Genomic DNA, 20,821 nt, shown 5'->3' on the forward strand with positions numbered 1-20,821 from the left:
TTGAAAGATAAGTAAAAGATTTAGATTGTGTTGGAGTGGTAGTTCAGTTGGTTAGAATACCTGCCTGTCACGCAGGGGGTCGCGGGTTCGAGTCCCGTCCATTCCGCCATTACTTATTAAGCTTTAAGTAAATGGTAGTAAGACAGCTTAGAATGGGTGTGCAGCTAAGTTGGAATTCTTTCCTACAAGTTACATCGATATTTGGAGTTAAGAGCTCCACATCTACCTAAAGATGTAAAACTATATGGGTGTGTAGCTCAGTTGGGAGAGCGTCGCCCTTACAAGGCGAATGTCGGGAGTTCGAACCTCTCCACACCCACCATCTTTTTATCCTCAGTAAATCTATTTTAACTGTTTGATTTATAATCCTTTTTCTTGTATCCATATCTCATGGTTTTTGTGACTAGTCTGTGACCATATTTTTTCGAAAATGTTGTGTGACCCCAGTGTGACCAATCTGTGCCATAAATGACAATTCCTATTTTTTATTTCCACATTTCAAAAGCCTTTTTTTGGTATTTTTGAGATTCGTACTAATTAGTCACAAGTCTTCTAGTTTCGCTATTTCTAGTACCTTATTTCATCTTATAAGCTCTTAAAATTTCTCTGCTAATTTGTCATGTATGCTGTTTTGTATCGTCGCTAGCTTTAGTCTGAGCTGATTTGTATTTGAAGCAAGTGTGACTAGGTTTTTGTTGTTTGAGTCTTGTAGCGGTGCAGAGAACGGGCTATATGCAGGGGTGTTCAAAACATGTGGGCTTATATGAACGAGAGCTACTTAATTTTAACCTTGATAGGTATCTAGCAAACTCTGGGAAGTCCATAGCGCGATACTCATTAGAGCTTTGCTGCATATTTCATAGTATTAAATATGCTTATTTTCAGACTAAAAAATCAGTTGTTTAGCTACTAATAAGCATAATATTTATCTATTCATAAGATAAGATAAATATTATTTCCTGATTATATTATTTAGATTAGCCTAATTTATAATTTGAATATTTAGGTATGCAGTAATGAAAGTTAAGACTGGTTTTTTATATCAAGAAATATGTATGTGGCATGATGCTGGAAATCGGTGTTTATTTGATGGTGCAGGCCTTTACTACCAACCCAAAATACCATTTGAAAATCCAGAGTCAAAACGAAGGCTTAAAAACCTAATTGAAGTCAGCGGGATTTTAGATGGGCTTTATAGAATTTCAGCTTTACCTGCGACACGCACAGAAATATTGCGATTTCACAGTGATGAATATATTGAAAAACTAGAACTAGAAAGCAGTTTAGGTTCGGGAGATGCAGGAGAAAGAGCACCTTTTTCAAAAGGAGCATTTGAAATAGCGCTTCAGTCTGCTGGCATGGCTATAGCAGCCGTTGAAAGTGTTATGACAGGCCAAGTTCAAAATGCATATTCGTTATGTCGCCCACCAGGCCATCATGCCCAATCTCATCAAGGGAATGGTTTTTGTCTTTTGGGAAATATTCCTATTGCCATTATGGCCGCACAATCCGAAAGACCAAAGATGAAAGTCGTAGTTGTTGATTGGGATGTACACCATGGTAATGGAACGCAGGAGGCGTTTTATTATCGTGATGATGTGCTGACAATCTCCATTCATCACGATAATAACTTTCCAATAGATTCTGGTGCCATTGATGAGGTCGGAGAGGGGAAAGGAAAGGGATATAATATTAACGTTCCTTTACCTGCAGGAAGTGGTATTGGTGCTTATTTGGCAGTTATAGATCAAATAGTAGTACCTTCTATAGAAGAATTTAAACCTGATTTAATAATAGTGGCATGTGGATTTGATGCTGCAGCATTAGATCCATTAGGGCCAATGATTATCAATAGTGACTGCTATAGGCAGATGACAAAAAAACTTATGCAAGTTGCTGATTCTGAATGTCAGGGGCGCCTCGTTTTTGTTCATGAGGGCGGTTACTCTGAAAGTTATGTTCCTTTTTGTGGGTTGGCTGTAATTGAAGAACTGAGTCGGCTTTCTAGTTCTGTTATTGATCCACTCAATGAGGAAATTTCTTTATGGGGGCAGCAAGATTTACAACCACATCAGCAGGAATTGATTGATGCTGTACCTAAGTTTACTAAGAGTTAAATAAAATGATATTCAAATAATTTTGTCTCATGTAGAGTTCTGCCTCATTTATTTTGTACGATGTCTTAAATTGATATGAAAGAGGACAAAGCATGAGCCCAGTAAACTTTACACTCCTAAATTCAGATAATAAGTGCGACACTGCTAATCAGGTGTAGAAGAAGCCAACTGCTGAAGTTGGTACACTTCTTTTCACCACAAAACTAAGCAGTACCAACATGAATTATCAGCAGTTGACCGAAGGCAAAAGATACCAGATTTCCGCTCTTTTAGGGCAAGAAATATCAGTGGCAAATATTGCACGAACACTGAATTGTCATAGAGCGACGATTTATCGTGAGTTAAAGCGGAATAAAAAAGTAACAGAATATTGCCCTGACAAAGCTCAAAGGGCTTGTTTGATAAGGCGAAAGACAGCCGCCAAATATCGCATATCATCAAAAATGATTGATTTTATTCGTATTTTAATTGAAATCGATTGGAGTCCTGAGCAAGTCTCTAACGTACTCAAAAACTGCGGTATTCCTGTTAGTCATGAATGGATTTATCAATATATCCATAATGACAAAAGAAACAAAGGAACACTTTATCGTCATTTGAGACAAGGAAAAAAGCGCTACCGGAAAGGCCAACGAACGAAAGCAGAAGTGATTAAAAACAAGGTTTCTATTGATGAACGCCCAGCCATTGTAGGGACAAAAAAGCGTTTTGGTGACTGGGAAATAGACACTGTTTTAGGCAGACATGGAACGGGTTCTATCGTGACTTTATTGGAAAGAAAGACGCGTTTTTATCTAATAAAGAAAGTGAACTCAAAGTCAGCCAAAGATGTAGCTCAAGCGACCATAGAGTTATTGATGCCTTTCAAAGATCATGTGTACACAATCACAGCAGATAATGGTAGAGAGTTTGCCTATCACACTGAAATAGCTGAAGCATTAGATTCGAAAGTATATTTTGCTCACCCATATAGCTCTTGGGAGCGTGGAGCCAATGAAAATAGTAACGGTCTTCTAAGGCAGTATGTGCCCAAAGGTACTGATTTAAGACGTGTTACAGAAGAGAGAATACACTTCGCGATGAGGCGAATAAACAATCGTCCAAGGAAGTGTTTAGGGTTCAAGCAGCCAGCCGTTATCTTTAAACAGATGTGTTTGGCTGCTTGAAATGAAAAGTGTCGCACTTCGAACTTGAATTCAGGCATATATTATGGATAACGTTGAATTTTTTTTAAAAATTTTGCTATTTCTATTTGGTATACCATTAGGGATTAGAGTTTATCTTTTATCTGATAAATATGGATTAGAGATTTTTGATGATATAGATGAGACAACCAAAAAATATATAGTTACTGATAGAGAAAAAATAATGGTAGTTGGTTTGCTTAAACCATTAAAACTGATTCGGAAACGAAATCCAGTTACCTTTTATTTATTTTATATAATCTCTGGAATTTTATGTGTTTATGGTTTTGTTAAGTTGATCTTAATCAATTAAGGTGTCCCGTCCAGACGTCCATTAGACGTTTCTTGTTTATAACATCACCATTTTTAAGTCAGTTTGTTTTTGTCCCGTCCAGACGTCCATTAGACGTTTCTTGTTTATAACATCACCATTTTTAAGTCAGTTTGTTTTGTAAACTGGCTTTTTTATACGCTTTTTTAGGGTTCTATACGATTTCTATTTATTAATTTCTGTTGCTTTGTGTGTTTTTTTGATCAATTTATTTTATCCAAACGGCATTATCTGTGGACGGTGATGTTTTCGCCTTGTTTTATCTCATCTGTTTTTTTGTCTGTCTGTACTTTCAATACAAAAGTTGTTCACCTGTTAATACGCCATCCCACGCGTGGTAAGGTTCGATACGTTTGGGGGCGCGTTTGAACACGTCGATTTGGTGCCAGACTTCGTATGGGGTTCGACCATCCAGATAGTCATGCGGTCGCACCACATTGTAGTAAAAAACAAACTCTCGTAATTCGCATTGTAGTTGGTGTGTATTTTTGATGATGACTTGGCGTATTTTGCTTTTAAAGGTGCCGATAAAACGTTCCACTCGACCGTTTTGCCACGGGCAGGCTACGTCACTACGTTGGTGTTTTATACCGAGTAAGTTAAGCCCCAGTCGAAATGTGATTGACGTAAAACACGCTTCATTATCTGTTTTGATGGAACGGGGCTTGCCGTAACGTTTCATAGTATTAAATAAAACGAGTAACAATTTTATCGAGTGTTTGCTGTTGAGGTGTTGCAAACACACACAAGATCGGCTGCCGTAATCTACCATGGCTAATACGGTATTCTGTATGCCTGATTGATCGGTTACCGTGGCCAAATCCACACCCCAGCAATGGTTTATCTTCACCGCTTTAGGGCGTCTGTGTTTTATTTTCCGCCTTAGAATTTGTATCTCGTATTTGTGCTGTTTTAGCTTTTCATACACATAGGATTTACTCACTGTCATACGCTTACTAACGGCAAAGCGACGATTAAATAAATGGGCAATATGACGACATCCCATACTTGGATTCATCGCTTTTAAATAGAGTAGTTCTTTTAACACCCAACGTGGTTTTGTTCTGTTAGCAAAAGAATGAGAAGACTCTTCAACGGTAGATTGTTTACGAGGTACAATATAAAACCTGCGTTGCTTTTTAGCCTTAAAAATCACACAAAATAGGTTACACTAACGCATTAACCATCGAAAAAATACCGTTGTTTTCATCCATGTCCACATACGCTCTTCTCATCCTTTGAGTTTTATATTATTCAATACTCTAGATTAAGGTTATCTGATTTTCGGTGCATGATATTAACAGTGCCAACCATCCTTAACCCCCTGAAAGTTACCAATCGCAGACAAAAGGCACCTTCAAAGTAAAAGCCAAAGCGTCAGGTTCCGTGACACAAACGGCGGTAGGCAGTGGCTTTGTGGCCAATGGCGACATCAGCATACAAAGCGGTGAAAACATCACCCTTGAAGACGCGGAGTTAAGCGCGGGGGATACCTTAGCGCTGGCCGCTGGCGGTAACGACGCTGTGGCCGTGACCCAAAATGCACAGGGCAATTATGTGAATGCTGATGGTGAGGTGGTAGGCAACATCACCTTAGGGACACAAGAATTGCACAACAGCGAATGGAGCGAATCGTCTTCAGGCTTCCGCGGTGTCTTAAAAGACGTCGTTAAAAGCTTTGCGATTGTTGCTGCAAGTGTCGGAGTCGAAGGTGAAATCAAGGTAGGTGAATCCGATGCTGTGCGACGTGACACCATTCCCCATGAAGTGACTACTGTTCAAGCAAACAACCTAGACATCGATGCCCAAAACGACGTCACCTTGATCGGTACGGATGTTTATGTGGCAAACAATGCCACTATTAATGCCAACAACGTGACCGTTGATGCGGCACAGGAAAAAATCGCCGTCAGTGAATCTCATACAGACGTCACTATTTCGTCCGCAGGGGCGTCTTTCTCTGAAGACACGGGTGAGTTGACGTTATTGAGCTTAACGGAAACCGATCAAACAGAACAAACCACCACAGCCACCACATGGAAAGGCAGCAACCTCGACGCGGGTAACCTAACCATTAACGCAGAAGAAAACGTTGCCATCATCGCCAGTGATATTACGGTAGAAAACAACGCCAGTATCGAAGGGGAAAACATCCTAGTCGGTGGGCGAGAAGACACCTACGACACGACCTACGACAGCACCACGAAAACGGAAACTTATACCGTTGGAGTTAAAAACGCCTATGTGGATGTGGCTTATGCCGTCAAAGCCTTGGATGAAGCCAAAGACGCCGTTAGTGACGCAGAAGACGCGTATGACGAAGCAAAAGCCAAAGTTGCTGCAGGGACATTACCAAAAAGTGACCTTGAGTTTTATGAAATCAACATTGCGGCGGCTCAAGCAAATGTCGCCAATGCCTCACTTGCGGTTGCAAGCGCAGGAGCAACTGCTGCTGCCAGCACTGCGACCTACGGCTTTACGGCCACAGCAGGAGCAAGTACTCAAACAGATAAAACCAGCACAACCATCTCCCAAGGGACTTGGAATGGTTCCAGTATTAGCGTGGGCGGTAACACCAACTTAACCAGTGAGAATAACCTCACAGTGGAAGGTTCTAGTGTTGATACGGGAGGAGAGCTTAACCTTGATGCACAAAACATCAGCGTTATTGCTGGCACCAACACTTACACAGAAAATACTGAAAGCAGCAGTGCAGGCGCCAGTGCTACTGTGAGCACTGGCGGCAACTTCGGTGGCAGTGTGAACGCCAGTGAAAGCCAAAGTACACAACACGTCAATAGCAGCTTGAGTGGCGGTAGTATTGTCAGCAACAGTGACAGCCTCACCATAGCAGGCGGTAATCTAAATGGTGGTGAGATTGACATCACTACTGACACCCTTGCGGTGACTAGCTTACAAGACACATCAAACAGCAGCAATGAAAGCCAAGGCGGTAATGTTGGTTTTGGTGACGGTAGCGTCAGCAGTGTTGGTATCAATGCCAGCCAAGGCGAATCCAGCAGTGCTTGGGTCAGCCAACAAAGCGGTATCACAGACGGTACGGTGAACATCACCGCCAAAGACACCAGCATCACAGGTGCTACCATTGCGGCCGTGGATGAAAACGGCAACACCACCGACAACCTGACCTTAATCACAGATACCCTAACCGTTGCTAACCTAGAAGACAGCGACACCAGCAAACAAATGGGCATCGACCTGTCTACAGGGAGTGGTTCTACCACAATCGGTGGTAACTTCTCAGGCCATGAAACAGAACAAACCACCTATGCCACAATCGGCTTAGGCGATGTCACCGTCGGCGGAGAATCAATAGAAGATCAAGCCGAATTTGCCGACCTTAACCGTGATGTGGCGACCAGCCAAGAAATCACCAAAGACATGGAACGCGGCGGACTGGATGCCAGTGTGACCGTGGATCATAGAGTACTGACGGAAGAAGGGCGTCAGGATATAGCGAATGACTTTGTAGATACCTATGAGCACGGTGAAGATATTGGTCGTACGGTAGCGACACTGGCGGAAAGTGACGATCTGAACATTCTTAACCTTGGTGAAACCTTGCATAACAATGCAATGGGAACGCAGCTTAAAAATTATCTGATACGCAACCCTGAAAATGCAGAGCTCTTAGCAGGATTAACTAGCGAAGACCCAGAAGTTAAGGCACAAGCGTACAAAGATTTAGGTCGTTTAGCTCAAGACAAATTTGGCTTAGAACTCTCTGATATTGATTTATACAATGGCGACGAAACAACCAGTGCTTCTTTAGCTAATACAGATGTTGTTGATGTTAAAGGTGGCGTGGTTGTTGATAGTAATAATGAAGAATACGGTACTATTAAGCTGGATGTCGCCGGTGAAAGTGAAATAGGCATTATTGATACATTAGGCCATGAAGTACTAGAAACACAAGACCTACAAGGACAAAGCAGTGGTCTTGGTTTGATAGCAAACTCTGAGGACACACAAGAAGCATTAGGAGATGCGTTTGGAGCGCAATTTGCGGATCGAGTTAACCAAGCAGTAGGTGGCGGTTTAAGCAGTACGAGTAATGATTTTGCCAACACGTATGCGGTTTATGAGGGAACGCAAGAAGCGAATAAAGTAGGTAATGCTGAAGTAGATCATAGGCAAATATACGCCAGTGAAGTCGAAGCCATTAAATCTGTCAGCCAACAATACGCAGAAGAGCGAGGCATTACTCAAAACAGTGCGGAAAAAGAATTAGGTGATACCTTACGTTATTACATTGATGCGGATTTTCAGAGTAAAGCCAAAGCCGCTGGTTTTGTTCCAGATGACAGTGCTTTAGCGTATCTGGCGGATTCCTTAGAGGGTGAAGATTACATAGCTAATGATATTCCCGCCATCGACCCAAGTTACAGCCAAGAGGAGATTGTTGAGGCGCTAAAAAATTATGGTGAGACTCACAGTATTGCTTTTGAAGATAGAACGATTGGCGGAGAGGCTTTAATTACGCCGATTGATTTATTGACTGAAAACGAGGCTGTCGTTAGAGAGTTTTATGACCAAACCTACCCTATTAATGCCAGTGCAGAGGATGAAGCGCTTCAGGCATTGGGTCGAGAAGCGGGCATTTTACAAGAGGTCAAGCAGACAGCAGAAAATGTGAAAGACGCTGTGGTCACATTAGCTACAACGAACCCTTTAGAAACGGGCGCGGCAATATCAGAAGGTATACAACAAGAGGCGTACGATCTTCTTAGCGATCCTGCTCAATATGTTGCGGACAAGGTGTCACCGACTACAGATAATTTAATTGAAGCAAACCTTGATGCGCGAGCAGGGGATTTTTATGAAGCGGGCGTAAATCAAGGACAAGCGATTGTTACAGGGAGTTTAGTCGCAGCTGAGACAGCCACAGCGTTAACAGGCGTGAGTAAAGTAGCAACCAGTGTTGTTAAAGTTGGAGAAGTAGATAACACTACGACATCGAATAGTACAGGGAATAATGGATCTTATGAGGCTGAAGGAGATTTTGATGGTAACAATCCTTCTGACTCTATATATGAAGAGGCTAGTGGGCAGGCAAAACTTGATGTTTTAGTTTCTCAGTTACCTGAAACAGAGGATATTTCGGGAGAATTTACGTTAGATAATAGTCTTTCGGATCAGGAGTTTTATAATAGACTTCTTCAATCTGAAAATATTGATATTTCGAAGCCAGAAAATAAAGGCAGAAAGGGAGCTATTACAGAACTTATTCGCGATGTAATGAGCAATATAACTGACGATGTTGATATAACTAAATGAAAAAATTATTAAGAGTATTAATAAGGCTACCAAGGGCTTGTGTTGCAGCCTTCTATTGGTCAAAGTCAGTATCTAAAGCCGCCTCAGGAGATTATAAGAAGTCTCTTATTTTACTGGAGAGGTCTGAAAAATTTAGATATGTAAAAGATGAGTGTTTTTTTCTACTAAAAGGTTTTTTATTTGGAACTTTAGGTAGCCGAGATAGTTCAATAGAAAGTTTTGAACAAGCAATTTTTTACGCTTTTAGTAATAAAAGCCGTTTAAATATAGATGAAAAAAAGTACATTATTAATTATTCATCAATGATTGTTTCAAACCTTAACTATTACGGTTACCCGTTTTCTGTGATGGAGTTTAACCTTGAAAGAGTAGCTCCGCATCTGATAGATAAATTTCCTTATAATATTAATAGAGTAAACTCTCTAGAGAAATTTTCACGTGACAATGCTGAAAAAATATTGGTGAAGATCAAAAAAGAAGAAATTAACTAGGAGTGCCTGATAAATGGGGTCACATAAATGAGGGCAGAGTAAAATTAAATCCCTTTCCTAGGGAACATGCGATCAAGTCGAGCTACACGCCTTAATATTCTGAAAAGCCCAATATCAGTCAGTAATGTGGCTGATTTATCACTTTTCTACCACTAAACAAGATAATTACACCTTGTTTAGTGGTTTTTAAACGGATTACCCCCTTGCGGCTCGGACCATCTGATCAACTCGAAACACATTGGCAAGAGCAAACAGCATGGTGAGCTTACTGTCATTTTTAGCCAATCCACGATAAATCGCTTTTCTAAAACCAAACTGACATTTGATGATTCTAAAGGGATGTTCGACTTTTGCTCGAATACTGGCTTTGACATATTCCGTTCGGATGGGCTGTTTATTCTTTCTAGGGTGTTTTTTTAAGGTTCTTATTTTGCTTGGAATCTCCGCAATCAACCAGTCTGCTTTGACGCCTTTTAACTCTTCTCTCTTTTGAGCACCACGATAGCCAGAATCCGCCGAGATAAAATACTCTTCGCCATGAAGAAGGTTCGCTGTTTCCGTGATGTCATGAACGTTGGCCACCGTTGTACTCACGCTGTGAGTTAACCCTGTTCTAGCGTCAACACCAATATGGGGTTTTAAGCCAAAGAACCACTGTTTACCTTTTTGGGTTTGGTGCATTTCAGGGTCTCTTTCTTTGGCCTTATTTTTCGTTGAGCTGGCCGCTTCAATAATAGTCGCGTCCACAATGGTGCCTTCTTTGAGGTAAATGCCTGCATCGGACAGCCATCTGTTCACTTCTTTAAAAAGCTGGCGCGAGAGTTTATGCTTCTCTAATAAGTGTCTAAAATTCATGATGGTGGTGTGATCAGGAATTGGAGTATCTAACGATAAGCCTGCAAATAAGCGTATGGAGGTGATCTCATACAAGGCATCCTCCATCGCTGGATCACTCATGTTATACCAATGTTGCATGCAATGAATGCGGAACATTGTTGATAGTGGATAAGGTCTTCTGCCATTGCCTGGTTTAGGATAAAACGGCTCAATAACCGCTTCTAGTTGATCCCAAGGCATCAAATCATTCATGCGAGAAAGGAAAATTTCCTTACGTGTTTTACGGCATTTGTTGTTGAACTCGCTGTCGGCAAAAGTGAGTTGATGTGACATGGTTGAGGCTCTAAGTATGAAAATCAGATTGTCGCATCAAAAGGACTTATTCGCACCTTCCCTAACATTATCGCTAAGACAATCTGACTCTAATTATCATTGTTTGCATTGGGAAACATACTGCGAGTGGATCAGATGATATTGTCTGCATGGAGTTAATCCGTCTTGATGACGATAGTTGGAGCTTTCAATACTCCAAGTAGAGAACAAAACACACTAAAAACTGAGGCATTAAGCAAATTGAAAAGTAAATCGAGTCAGTAGTGAGTTCGTACTAATTAGCTGACTTAATCGCACGCTCCCTAGATACTGCATTCGATGCAGACAATAACTTGTCTTTTGATAAGGAAGCAGCCCAAGACGGTAGTAGCGAACAGAGGTAACCATAATCCTAACTCAATTTTGCAATAAACTGTCAGGTAGGAGTTATTTAAAGAGATGAGTTTTTAAAAAAAAGCTTATTCAGCACTAGACATATAAAATAAATAAGGTAATATCTGCGCCCGTTGTAGAGCGAAGCCCAAAAAGTTAGTGTTAGCATTAATTGGGCAAGCAAATAGAAATGTGACCATGTTTTTTTAAAAAATTGGTTGTTAGACTTATTGCTTATATGCAACTTAACCAAAATAAACCAATAAATTATTTTATAAGTTATTGATTTATATTGAAATTGGGTTAGAATGTTCCACAATGTTGGTTGAGGTAAGTTAAAGTTCTTTTGATTTTTAGTCCTTACAAGGCGAATGTCGGGAGTTCGAACCTCTCCACACCCACCACTTGCTAAACAGTGGACTTATTGAAAGATAAGTAAAAGATTTAGATTGTGTTGGAGTGGTAGTTCAGTTGGTTAGAATACCTGCCTGTCACGCAGGGGGTCGCGGGTTCGAGTCCCGTCCATTCCGCCATTACTTATTAAGCTTTAAGTAAATGGTAGTAAGACAGCTTAGAATGGGTGTGCAGCTAAGTTGGAATTCTTTCCTACAAGTTACATCGATATTTGGAGTTAAGAGCTCCACATCTACCTAAAGATGTAAAACTATATGGGTGTGTAGCTCAGTTGGGAGAGCGTCGCCCTTACAAGGCGAATGTCGGGAGTTCGAACCTCTCCACACCCACCATTTCCGATTAACCTCCAGTTTTAATCCTACCTATTCAATATCGCTTCAAGCCTAATTTGAATAAAAGCTAAAAAGTTTTCCTACTGCAGTATATTGATAATAAAGAGCAGAAGTATTGCTATTGAAAGCTTAGTGTTTTATCAAAGTAACATCTTCCCCAAGTTAGTGCTTCAGATCTTATTCCTGATAATATCTGTACTACATCATGAAATTTAATGGACGTAATTAAATGGACTTGAAAAATAGCACCGCTCATTATTATGAAAAGTTTGCGAAGGACTTTGCTGGTAATACTCTTAATGCGGAATTGTCAGCTTATGTTGAGTGTAATCCTGAAAAATCTCTTGCAGTTTCAGATTGGGCGTATCAAATAGCGAGCAGTAGTTCTTCCAATTTATGGGAAGAAAAGGGAGGATTTCGGCTAGCTTAGCTTGCTACATTTTCACATCAAGCGCTTTTTAAGTCCAAGTGTCCCATTCATGAGTAATGTCTCTCATGATTTCGGCTGTTTATAAGAGGCGCTGAACAGGCAGCATTTTGTAAATAACTCTGTACAATGGTTCCTCGTTTAAAGTCGGTTAACCCACTTCCCTTGTTGGTGAACCTTCTTGTGCCTTTTAGAGTAATTTAAGGAGTAAATTATGTGGATTGTTTATGCGCTGTTAGCCGCTCTATTTTTTGGCATGAGAGGAGTGATGTATCAATGGACATCGCAAAAAAACATTAACCGGAATTTAATGTTATGTGGTGTGTTTTTTGTCGGCTTTGTTATTAGTTCTATTGCGATGTGGCTGTTGGATCAGCAGTGGTATACATGGGCTCATGTTGCTGTGGGTTTGGCGATGGGCTTTGGTTCTTTTGCTGCAAATGCAGCTTTGCATAAAGGCTTTTCAGTCGGGAAGGCGTCTCTTATTAGTGTGCTGTCAGGCTTGCCGCCTTTGTTTGTCGTTTTGATGGCTTTTTTGTTCTGGAACGAAACACTCACCACGCAACAGTTTATCGGTTTTATCGTTATTTTTATTGGGCTTTATACCATACGTTATTCAAACGATATTTCCTTCCGTAATTTACAAGGGGCGCAATGGGGCTTACTTGCCGCCTTATGTTTTGCTTTGAACGATGTGTTTGGGAAGCAATCTACCCGTTTAGATTCGGATATGTTTGCGACACTGACACTGATGTTTGGCTTTGGCAGTTTTCTGTTTGCGGTTGGCTGGTTGAAGAACCGTCGTATTACCGATCGTAATGGAAATGATGTTGCACCACATTGGTCTGGTGCAAAAACGTTCGGATGTGGAATGCTGATCGGATTAACCAATGTGGCGGGAATGATGGCGATATTGTCCGCTTTTGCTATCGGAACGACAGGCTTGGTGTCAGCAATTGCTGCAATGAATATTTTGATTATTTTGTTGTATTCGCGAGTGTTTCTAAAAGAAGTGTTTAGCCGTCAAGAAATCTTGGGGCTGCTTGCGGCACTTGCGGGCATTTTGATCTTGCGTTTAAGTCAGTAACCCTCCAACGAGTAACAGCCTAATTGTACTTAATGAAAGCTGTTACTCATTTGTCAGTGTCTTGCTAATGTTAAGAAACCAGCGAGTTAGCGAGTTCAACGAAACCTAATCCCCCTTTTTCTTGTGTGATGTAATTGGGTTTATGGGTCAGTGTTGGGAGAAACCTTTCAACATTAGCAACACCAATGGAGAGAGGAATGGCTTGGAACATGGCTTCATCGTTGCTGGAGTCGCCTATAAACGCCGTTTCCTCAAGAGAAATATCATGTGCTTTCAGCCAAGCTAAAGCCCCTGTGGCTTTGTTGTAGTCGCCAATCCAAGTATTGATATGAATGGAGCTGAGTTTCGCATTCACGCCTTTTTCTTTTAACCATTGGGTGGCTCGTTTTGCATCGGAAAAATCCACTTGAACCGCTTGCCCTATGTCTAATGCAACATCGGTGATTCGGAAGTCTTGATCCTGTGTAAAGCTAATGTCTGGGAAATTGCTGTTCAGCTGATTGGCCAATGATTTGAGTTTTTCTAAATCACTTTCTACTTCTTTTGGGTCTTTTAAATGGGTTAATCGAGTATGACCGCGCTCTTCCTGTGTCATAAAAAAAGCCCCATTTTCACCAATAATGTATTTTATCGGAAGCGTCTTGAGTAGGCAGTCACACCATCCTGCGCTGGCTCCAGTAACCGGAATAACAAGAATATTGTTCTGTCTTAGCGTGTGTAATGACTGGATGGTTTGAAGCGGGATTTCTCCATTAAGGGTCAAGGTATCGTCCACATCTGTGAATAGGACTTTGATTGGGTTAGCGAGGGTTTTCGGTAAGCTTTTTGGATTTTGTGTCATGGTTTTAATCTTTTAAAGTTAAGCAAATAGGTTGATGATCGGACGCCATGGTTAAGGTGTTTACGTCAACGCTGGATATCTGATTGTGGAGCAGTGAGGAGCAAAGAAAGTAGTCTCGTACATGAGCGCCTTCTGGCCAGAGGTTGGTATCAAAGACACCGCAAGTCGGCTGGCGTTGTGCAGAATCGTTATTTTCTAATGGGATTTCTGCTGCATCCAACCATGCCATTTCACTGGTCATTCTTGTGTATTTGGCGCTGTTCAAGTCAACATTAAGGTCGCCACATAATAAGACGTGCTGGCCTCTTTGGGCGAGGTGATAAGCATCATTGGGTTGAGAGGCTGGTGGCTTTTGGTGAGAGAGAATCTGATCTCGAAGCTTAGTGAGGTGCTCAATTTGCTGTGCCGACTCGAACTCTGAGTGATAAGCAAGGTGCGTGTTTAATAGGGTGATGCTGTTGCCTTTATAGGAAATGACGGCTTCAGCAATGGTTCTCGGAATTTGTATCGCGGGAGACACATAAGGAGCTGGCAACTGATGGATACGCTGATCTAAAAGTTTACCTTGCTTTACGAGCGTTAGATTGCCGAATTCTTGGCACTTGCCATTGGCTAAAGGGCGACTAAAACCGGTTGCCCAAACACTGTGGTAGCCTTCAAAAGCGTCTTCGAAAAGCTGTTTTTGGTCGTCGTCATTGTAGGCTTGTATGTTTCTAGAGACTTCCTGCAAGCAGATCACATCGAGCTCTCCAAACGCCTTAATGACATCGATAATTCGATGTATATTGAATACACCATCGCATCCTTTTGTGGATTGAATGTTCCAACTGAGTAAGCGCATTACTTTATCCCTGCATGCATAAATGACTGAATGAATTGACGCTGAAAGACGATAAACATGAGCAGAAGCGGCCCAATGGATATGAGGGTTCCAGCACAAATGATGGCCCAATCTACACCAGATTCTGGCGCACCAAAAATAGACAAACCAACGGTGAGTGGGCGGCTATTTTCTGTGTTTGTGGCGATTAAAGGCCATAAGAAATTATTCCAATGTGTGCTAATGGACACTAAGGCATAAGCCACATAAGTCGGCTTGGCGAGAGGCACATAGACTTTCCAAATGATTTGTAAAAGATTACATCCTTCCAGTTTTGCCGCATTTTCTAGGTCGATAGGAATGGTCTTAAAGCTTTGACGCAATAAGAAAATACCAAAGGCACTGGCAACGTAAGGAATCGCGACCGCAAAATAGGTATCAATGGCATGAAGTTGAGCCAAGGTTTGATAGTTCTCCACAATGAGTATTTCAGGTGTCACCATCAATTGCATAATGATCAGGCTAAAGACCAGTGCTCGTCCGTTGAATTGAATGCGAGCTAATGCGTAAGCGGCCAAAGTACAGACAATGAGTTGCCCCGCCAGTGTTAAAAGGCTGATGGCAAAAGTATTGAACATGTAGCTGACAAAAGGCGCTTGAGACCAAGCCTTTTTAAAGTTCCCTAGTTCCAATGGGGCAAACAAAGAAAAACTCGTTGTGTATTCGGAGCTATGAAAAGCCGCCCAAAAGGCGTACAGCAAAGGGAATATCCACAGAAATGCTAATACCAAAGCAATACTAGAAGATAAAAGAGTCAGTGTTTTATTCATTATCAATCTCGGTTGTTTGGTGGTTAATAGTGGATGCGACGTTCAATCACACCGAATTGTATGAGTGCCATCACAATCAATATCAGCAGCAGCACGACTGTCAGTGCGGATGCGTAAGCCGTATCGAAAAAGGCGAAAGAGTTCTCATAGATGTAATAAAGCAGGAGATTGGTGGCATTGTTCGGCCCACCTTTAGTGAGGATGAACAGGTGGTCAATCAGCTTGAACGAGTTTAATAGCGCGTTCACAAAGACAAACAGCGTTGTTGGCATAAGCAAAGGAAAAGTAATGCGTCGGAAGATGTATAAGCTTGAAGCATTCTCGGTTTTCGCGGCCTTATATAAATCTGGCGAGATGGTTTGTAGCGCAGCAAGATAAAAGATCATAAAGAATCCTGCTTCTTTCCAGATGGTCATGGTCATTAGGCTGTAAAGGGCGGTATCTGGATTGCCTAACCAATTCACACCAGACCAACCAAACCAGCCCAAGATGGCATTAAATAGACCAATTTCAGAACTATAAAAGAGCAACCAAATGTTAGCGACAGAGATCATCGGCAACATGGTTGGGGTAAAGAAGGAAAGTCGCATAAAGCCTGTGCCAGCGATTTTTCCATTCACCCAAAGTGCCATGATGAGAGCAAAAAATATAGAAGCAGGCACTGTGATCACAGCATACAGAGCACTGTTCTTTAAGACTTCCCAGAAAACGGGATCATCAAGTAAACGTGCATAGTTCTCGCTGCTAGCTAGGTCTCCCATTTGCACGCCAAAGCCAAATACACTGCGCCAAAGGGTATTGCCTATAGGCAGATAAGTGAAGGCAACTAAAAGAATGAGCGCTGGTGCTAAAAGTAACCAAGCTTGAGCTTTATAGGTTTTAAACATAAGTCATTCCAATACGGGGCTAGTGCTAGCCCCGTTGTGTTCAGAATGTCATGCAACGCTAGTAAGGTTTAACGTTAGCAAGACTTCATAGTAACGAGAGTTAACGGTAACGAGATAGGATTCGATCCGCTTGTTTTTGCGCCGCTGTTAATGCTTCTTCGGCATCTTGCTGGCCATTTAGTACGGATTGAATCGCATCATCTAATAGCTTTCTGACACGACCTGATTGGTGTGTTGATAGCTCCGCTGTTGCGTATTTTAGTTGGTCACGAGCAACCGCCGCTGGTGGGAAAGACGCCACATAGTTAGTCAACTCTTTCGTTTGGTAAGCCGCAGGGCTGATGCCCATATAGCCCGTTTCTATGCTCCACTTAGCCGCTTGCTGTGGTGATGTCATAAATTTAACGAGTTTAAGAGCCGCTTGCTTTTCTTCTGCAGAAGCATTTTTAAACAGGTAGAAGTTACCGCCACCTGTTGGTGAACCGCGCTCTTCATCGGCTGGTAGCATTGCCACACCGAAGTCAAATTTAGCGGCGTTTTTCACAGCAGTTAAGTTACCTGTTGAGTGCCACATGATGGCGGTTTTTTCTTCTAGGAAGTTCTGGCGCAGCGTACCCCATTCAATCATCCCTTTTGGCATGATTTGGTGCTTGTTGCCTAGGTCTTTCCAGAACTCTAATGCGGCAATGGCTTTAGGGTCATTGAAGTAGGTTTTGTTACCCGCTTGGTTCATGAGCTTATGACCTTTTTCTTTTGCCAGTGCGCCAAACATCCAATATGGATAACCTGTAGATGGGATCATTGCACCCCATTGTGTGACATTTCCATTGCTGTCTTTCTTGGTAAGCTTCTTACCCATTTCAACCAGCTCTTCCCAGCTACTAGGGGCTTTGTTTGGATCAAGGCCAGCAGCACGGAACATGTCTTTGTTGTAGTACATGACAATGGTAGAGCGCTGGAAAGGAATACCGTAGGTTTTACCATCAACAATGCCATTTTCCATCAATGCTGGGTGAAAACTCTTTAGCCACTTACGTTCATCAGCCGTGGAAATGACGTCATCAAAAGGCACAATGGCGTCTAGCCCCATTAGCTCATGCACATCAATGGAGAACATCACGGATAATTGCGCAGGCTTTCCGCTGTTTAGTGCCGCTAAAGCTTTTACTCGTGCATCGTTGTAGTTGCCCGCATAAATGGCTTTTACATCAATATCTGGGTTTTGGTGTTCAAAATCGTCAACAATAGAGTCAACGACTTTGGTTAAAGCGCCACCAACAGACACTGGGTAATACATGGTTAATTCTGTTTTAGCTTGTACAAGAGCCGAAAAACTCAGCCCTATCGCTCCTAAAGTAAGAAGTTTTTTAATGTTTGAACGCATTGCAGTAGCTCCTTTCAGGTTGATTTTAACGATGTTATAGACTGGCAATACGCTTGCCAGTGGATTTGGAAAACAGATGTTGCTCTTGCTCGGACCAATTAATGTTTAAGTGGCTTCCTTCTGTTAGTTGGTGTTTACCCATTAGGGACAGTTGAATATCTTTTGAGCCTTTAAATGGCCCCTCTATCACGTCGACATTGATAATGGTGGCCGCACCTTGGTAATCGCAGCTGTTGATCTTTGCCTTGTGACCAACTTCTTGAACTTCTATGTGCTCAGGTCTGACGCCGATGATATGTTCATGACCTGTCATCAGGTTCATTGGTGGATGACCAATAAAACTGGCAACAAAGGTAGATTCAGGTGCTTGATAAAAGCTTTCTGGAGAGCCCTGTTGCTCTACTTTGCCTTGGTTAAGTAAGATGATTTTGTCTGCCATACTCATAGCTTCAATCTGGTCATGGGTGACGTACACCACAGTCAAACCTAACGACTTTTGCAGGTGACGTAATTCGTTACGCATTTCATTGCGCAGCTTTGTGTCTAGGTTTGAAAGGGGTTCATCCATCAGACAAAGAGGGGCTTGAGAAGCAATACTTCTTGCCAGCGCCACCCGTTGGCATTGCCCACCAGAGAGCTGGCTAGGTTTTTTGTTAAGGTGTTCTTCTAAGCTCACTAATTCAATGGCGTGTTTTAGTCGCTTAATTTGTTCTTGCTTGTCCACACGGCGTGCTTTCAAGCCAAATAAGATGTTTTCCTTAACGGAGAGGTGTGGAAAAAGCGCGTACGACTGAAACACCATAGACAACTCACGCTTTCCTGGTGGAAGGTGAGTGATGTCTTTATTCCCAAGGTGAATTTGACCCATTGTGGGCGATTCAAGACCCGCAATCATGTTCAAGGTAGTTGACTTTCCACAACCGCTTGGGCCAAGCAAAGACAGAAATTCGCCTTGCTCTATGGTGAAATTGATATCGTCCACGACACAGTGATGAGCATATTCCTTGCTTAAACTAGTGATACTTAAAAAACTCATAATGCCCTCAGAGGTTCATCGTTTGATAACTCAACTTTCACACCTAATTGTTGGCAAAGTTGATTTAATTCATTGGATATTTGATCGGTGAAGAAGATGTCGATGCATTTCAAATGACTGCTTTTTACCGGCGCGCTGCGCTCGAATTTATGATGGTCTGCCACTAACAATCGTTGTTCACAATTTTCTAAAATGGCTTGGGACAGGTGGGATTCTTCTGGAGAGAAGTCGAGTAAATCGCCAGAGTTGGAAATACCGCCCACGCCACAAATACCAAAATTGACCTGAAACTTCCGAAAGTAATGTGTGGCATCTTCTCCTACCACGTCCTGATCCGTGGCACGAATGCGGCCACCAACCATGTGTGTTTCGATGTTGGGGTTCTCACATAAGGCAATGGCCGCATTTAGATTATTGGTAATCACCGTGAGTCCAGGATGATGGATAAGATGGCGAGCAATTTGTTCTGGCGTGGTGCCTATGCCCAAAAATATGCTGCAACCTTCCGGCAGATATTCAACCAGCTTTCTGGCGATCTCTTTCTTTTCTTCCAAGTGAATAATTTGTCGATTAGAAAAAGACAAATTATTGCTTTGTACAGGTAAGCAAATGCCGCCGTGGATCCGTTTTACTAAAGCCAGCTCACTAAGTATATGCAGGTCTTTACGGATCGTTTGAACAGACACGTCAAAGTGTTCAGTGAGCTCTGCACTGGAAATTTTTCCACCATGACGTTTAAGTAAACTAAGAATCTCTTCTTGTCTTTCTGATATTTCTTCTATCATACGAAACCTTAAAGTGCGCTAAATCTTGTTGTTCGAAATAGTATTGGTTTCGTATGAAGGTTTGTTTACAGTTTCGTTGCATTTCTAATTAATGTTGGAATTTCTGTGTCGGATGAATATCTGGACTAAATCGGCTGCTGTTATTGTTAATGAACGTATGAGGGAGAGGAGGGCGAGTTTGCTGGGGGTCGCGATGTATTGGTGGGGAAAAATACGTCTAAGAAGTGGCTAACTTGTGCTAATAAAAAAAGGGCTTTATTGAATGAGATAAAGCCCTTTTAATGATTAATTGTCCTGACCACTGTGAGTGATAAAAGACAAAAGCTTGATTGGCACCTTTAAAAGTACTTCAGGTCCGTGAGGGATGCCTGAGTCGAATGATAAAGAGTCGCCCTGTTCCAGGTGATAAAGTTTATTACCGTGACGGTACATAATTTCACCTTCTAATATGTAGATAAATTCCTGACCAGGGTGTGAAAAGGTCGGGAAGATTTCACTGGCATCATCCATTGTGATTAAAAAAGGTTCGACCAGTTGAGTTTCGCCTCTTGTGTAATTCAGCAAGTGATATGTATGGCCTTTTTCTGTTCCTCTTCGAACCACCTCCATTCCTTGACCAGACTTTGTGTGCTGTGCATCGCCTTCAGGGCGGTCATAGTCTGCAAAGAGCTGTGAAATAGACAGACCGATCGCATCACAGAGTCGACCTAACGTGTCTAAGCTGGTGGACACTTGCGCATTTTCTATTTTACTCACCATTCCTTGGCTCAACTTCGCAATTCTTGCGACGTCTGCAATCTTTAAATCTTGTGCCATGCGTTTACGCTTTACCTGCATCGCAATGTAATCTTCCAGTCGTAAGCGCGGTGACCCAGTACGCTCATGACTTATTTCGCCCTTTTTGAGGGCTTGTATGTGCCTAGATGGTGCATCTTTTTTCATTTGAAGGGGCCTTATCATTTCCTTTGTCTAATTATAGCAGATTTACTTTTTCCGAATCCCTTGAATTTAGTGA

Annotated in this window: 17 protein-coding genes and 4 tRNA genes; 11 read left to right on the plus strand and 10 right to left on the minus strand. The window is 41.9% G+C overall.

Going from position 1 to position 20,821, the window contains the following annotated elements; all coding sequences use genetic code 11:
- The first annotated feature begins 32 nt into the window (after window positions 1–32).
- The 5 genes from ACMUMQ_RS10680 to ACMUMQ_RS10700 all read left to right on the plus strand — a co-directional run bounded on the left by ACMUMQ_RS10680 (window position 33) and on the right by ACMUMQ_RS10700 (window position 3,614).
- Window positions 33–109, plus strand: a tRNA-Asp gene (locus tag ACMUMQ_RS10680).
- A gap of 137 nt (window positions 110–246) precedes the next feature.
- Window positions 247–322 (plus strand) — tRNA-Val (locus ACMUMQ_RS10685).
- Window positions 323–1,016: 694 nt separating this feature from the next.
- On the plus strand, window positions 1,017–2,117 hold the full coding sequence (locus ACMUMQ_RS10690) for a histone deacetylase-like amidohydrolase (protein ID WP_414681977.1): 1,101 nt from the start codon (window positions 1,017–1,019) through the stop codon (window positions 2,115–2,117).
- A 218-nt stretch (window positions 2,118–2,335) separates the two neighbouring features.
- Window positions 2,336–3,283, plus strand: a complete 948-nt coding sequence (locus ACMUMQ_RS10695; RefSeq protein WP_414681978.1) for an IS30 family transposase — start codon at window positions 2,336–2,338, stop codon at window positions 3,281–3,283.
- Window positions 3,284–3,326: 43 nt separating this feature from the next.
- Complete coding sequence (locus tag ACMUMQ_RS10700; protein WP_414681979.1) at window positions 3,327–3,614, plus strand: hypothetical protein; 288 nt, start codon at window positions 3,327–3,329, stop codon at window positions 3,612–3,614.
- A gap of 310 nt (window positions 3,615–3,924) precedes the next feature.
- Here the strand turns inward: ACMUMQ_RS10700 and ACMUMQ_RS10705 are convergent, their stop codons facing one another.
- On the minus strand, window positions 3,925–4,788 hold the full coding sequence (locus ACMUMQ_RS10705) for an integrase core domain-containing protein (protein ID WP_414681980.1): 864 nt from the start codon (window positions 4,786–4,788) through the stop codon (window positions 3,925–3,927).
- A gap of 230 nt (window positions 4,789–5,018) precedes the next feature.
- Here ACMUMQ_RS10705 and ACMUMQ_RS10710 point away from each other — a divergent pair, with 230 nt between their 5' ends.
- Both ACMUMQ_RS10710 and ACMUMQ_RS10715 read left to right on the plus strand, forming a co-directional pair.
- A complete protein-coding gene (locus ACMUMQ_RS10710; RefSeq protein WP_414681981.1) occupies window positions 5,019–8,930 on the plus strand; it encodes a hemagglutinin repeat-containing protein in 3,912 nt (1,303 codons plus the stop codon).
- Window positions 8,927–9,421: a hypothetical protein gene (locus tag ACMUMQ_RS10715; RefSeq protein ID WP_414681982.1), complete on the plus strand. Its 495-nt coding sequence runs from the start codon at window positions 8,927–8,929 to the stop codon at window positions 9,419–9,421. The genes ACMUMQ_RS10710 and ACMUMQ_RS10715 overlap by 4 nt, the downstream gene beginning before the upstream one ends.
- Before the next feature lie 195 nt (window positions 9,422–9,616).
- On the opposite strand, the gene ACMUMQ_RS10720 is transcribed toward ACMUMQ_RS10715, so the two are convergent.
- Window positions 9,617–10,591, minus strand: a complete 975-nt coding sequence (locus tag ACMUMQ_RS10720; RefSeq protein WP_414681983.1) for an IS5 family transposase — start codon at window positions 10,589–10,591, stop codon at window positions 9,617–9,619.
- A gap of 828 nt (window positions 10,592–11,419) precedes the next feature.
- Between ACMUMQ_RS10720 and ACMUMQ_RS10725 the strand changes: the two genes are divergently transcribed.
- From ACMUMQ_RS10725 to ACMUMQ_RS10740, 4 genes are all read left to right on the plus strand, one after another.
- Window positions 11,420–11,496 (plus strand) — tRNA-Asp (locus ACMUMQ_RS10725).
- 137 nt (window positions 11,497–11,633) lie between these two features.
- A tRNA-Val gene (locus ACMUMQ_RS10730) sits at window positions 11,634–11,709 on the plus strand.
- 229 nt (window positions 11,710–11,938) lie between these two features.
- A complete protein-coding gene (locus ACMUMQ_RS10735; RefSeq protein WP_414681984.1) occupies window positions 11,939–12,139 on the plus strand; it encodes a hypothetical protein in 201 nt (66 codons plus the stop codon).
- Between the two features lie 211 nt (window positions 12,140–12,350).
- Window positions 12,351–13,223 (plus strand): DMT family transporter, encoded by an 873-nt coding sequence (locus ACMUMQ_RS10740; RefSeq protein ID WP_414681985.1) that lies wholly within the window; start codon window positions 12,351–12,353, stop codon window positions 13,221–13,223.
- A 70-nt stretch (window positions 13,224–13,293) separates the two neighbouring features.
- Here ACMUMQ_RS10740 and ACMUMQ_RS10745 read toward each other — a convergent pair whose 3' ends face one another.
- The 8 genes from ACMUMQ_RS10745 to ACMUMQ_RS10780 form a co-directional block, all read right to left on the minus strand.
- On the minus strand, window positions 13,294–14,064 hold the full coding sequence (locus tag ACMUMQ_RS10745) for an HAD-IIB family hydrolase (protein ID WP_414681986.1): 771 nt from the start codon (window positions 14,062–14,064) through the stop codon (window positions 13,294–13,296).
- 4 nt (window positions 14,065–14,068) lie between these two features.
- Window positions 14,069–14,905 (minus strand): endonuclease/exonuclease/phosphatase family protein, encoded by an 837-nt coding sequence (locus ACMUMQ_RS10750; RefSeq protein WP_414681987.1) that lies wholly within the window; start codon window positions 14,903–14,905, stop codon window positions 14,069–14,071.
- Complete coding sequence (locus ACMUMQ_RS10755; RefSeq protein ID WP_414681989.1) at window positions 14,905–15,714, minus strand: carbohydrate ABC transporter permease; 810 nt, start codon at window positions 15,712–15,714, stop codon at window positions 14,905–14,907. The genes ACMUMQ_RS10750 and ACMUMQ_RS10755 overlap by 1 nt, the downstream gene beginning before the upstream one ends.
- Before the next feature lie 23 nt (window positions 15,715–15,737).
- Window positions 15,738–16,601, minus strand: a complete 864-nt coding sequence (locus ACMUMQ_RS10760) for a carbohydrate ABC transporter permease (protein ID WP_414681990.1) — start codon at window positions 16,599–16,601, stop codon at window positions 15,738–15,740.
- 100 nt (window positions 16,602–16,701) lie between these two features.
- Window positions 16,702–17,985: an ABC transporter substrate-binding protein gene (locus ACMUMQ_RS10765; RefSeq protein WP_414681991.1), complete on the minus strand. Its 1,284-nt coding sequence runs from the start codon at window positions 17,983–17,985 to the stop codon at window positions 16,702–16,704.
- Between the two features lie 34 nt (window positions 17,986–18,019).
- Entirely contained in the window at window positions 18,020–19,021 is a 1,002-nt protein-coding gene (locus ACMUMQ_RS10770) for an ABC transporter ATP-binding protein (RefSeq protein WP_414681992.1), read from the minus strand.
- Window positions 19,018–19,806: a DeoR/GlpR family DNA-binding transcription regulator gene (locus ACMUMQ_RS10775; protein WP_414681993.1), complete on the minus strand. Its 789-nt coding sequence runs from the start codon at window positions 19,804–19,806 to the stop codon at window positions 19,018–19,020. The genes ACMUMQ_RS10770 and ACMUMQ_RS10775 overlap by 4 nt, the downstream gene beginning before the upstream one ends.
- Window positions 19,807–20,091: 285 nt before the next feature.
- On the minus strand, window positions 20,092–20,748 hold the full coding sequence (locus tag ACMUMQ_RS10780) for a helix-turn-helix domain-containing protein (protein ID WP_414681994.1): 657 nt from the start codon (window positions 20,746–20,748) through the stop codon (window positions 20,092–20,094).
- Between the last annotated feature and the right edge of the window lie 73 nt (window positions 20,749–20,821).

Origin of the sequence: Marinomonas algae (assembly GCF_047525555.1) — a bacterium.
Classification (GTDB): Bacteria; Pseudomonadota; Gammaproteobacteria; order Pseudomonadales; family Marinomonadaceae; genus Marinomonas.

Bases quoted from the DNA above. Each gene is read 5' to 3' on its own strand.
- ACMUMQ_RS10720 (WP_414681983.1), bottom strand. From the start codon at position 10,591: ATGTCACATCAACTCACTTTTGCCGACAGCGAGTTCAACAACAAATGC.
- ACMUMQ_RS10760 (WP_414681990.1), bottom strand. From the start codon at position 16,601: ATGTTTAAAACCTATAAAGCTCAAGCTTGGTTACTTTTAGCACCAGCG.
- ACMUMQ_RS10770 (WP_414681992.1), bottom strand. From the start codon at position 19,021: ATGAGTTTTTTAAGTATCACTAGTTTAAGCAAGGAATATGCTCATCAC.
- ACMUMQ_RS10700 (WP_414681979.1), top strand. From the start codon at position 3,327: ATGGATAACGTTGAATTTTTTTTAAAAATTTTGCTATTTCTATTTGGT.
- ACMUMQ_RS10765 (WP_414681991.1), bottom strand. From the start codon at position 17,985: ATGCGTTCAAACATTAAAAAACTTCTTACTTTAGGAGCGATAGGGCTG.
- ACMUMQ_RS10745 (WP_414681986.1), bottom strand. From the start codon at position 14,064: ATGACACAAAATCCAAAAAGCTTACCGAAAACCCTCGCTAACCCAATC.
- ACMUMQ_RS10780 (WP_414681994.1), bottom strand. From the start codon at position 20,748: ATGAAAAAAGATGCACCATCTAGGCACATACAAGCCCTCAAAAAGGGC.
- ACMUMQ_RS10735 (WP_414681984.1), top strand. From the start codon at position 11,939: ATGGACTTGAAAAATAGCACCGCTCATTATTATGAAAAGTTTGCGAAG.
- ACMUMQ_RS10775 (WP_414681993.1), bottom strand. From the start codon at position 19,806: ATGATAGAAGAAATATCAGAAAGACAAGAAGAGATTCTTAGTTTACTT.
- ACMUMQ_RS10690 (WP_414681977.1), top strand. From the start codon at position 1,017: ATGAAAGTTAAGACTGGTTTTTTATATCAAGAAATATGTATGTGGCAT.
- ACMUMQ_RS10750 (WP_414681987.1), bottom strand. From the start codon at position 14,905: ATGCGCTTACTCAGTTGGAACATTCAATCCACAAAAGGATGCGATGGT.
- ACMUMQ_RS10695 (WP_414681978.1), top strand. From the start codon at position 2,336: ATGAATTATCAGCAGTTGACCGAAGGCAAAAGATACCAGATTTCCGCT.
- ACMUMQ_RS10715 (WP_414681982.1), top strand. From the start codon at position 8,927: ATGAAAAAATTATTAAGAGTATTAATAAGGCTACCAAGGGCTTGTGTT.
- ACMUMQ_RS10740 (WP_414681985.1), top strand. From the start codon at position 12,351: ATGTGGATTGTTTATGCGCTGTTAGCCGCTCTATTTTTTGGCATGAGA.
- ACMUMQ_RS10755 (WP_414681989.1), bottom strand. From the start codon at position 15,714: ATGAATAAAACACTGACTCTTTTATCTTCTAGTATTGCTTTGGTATTA.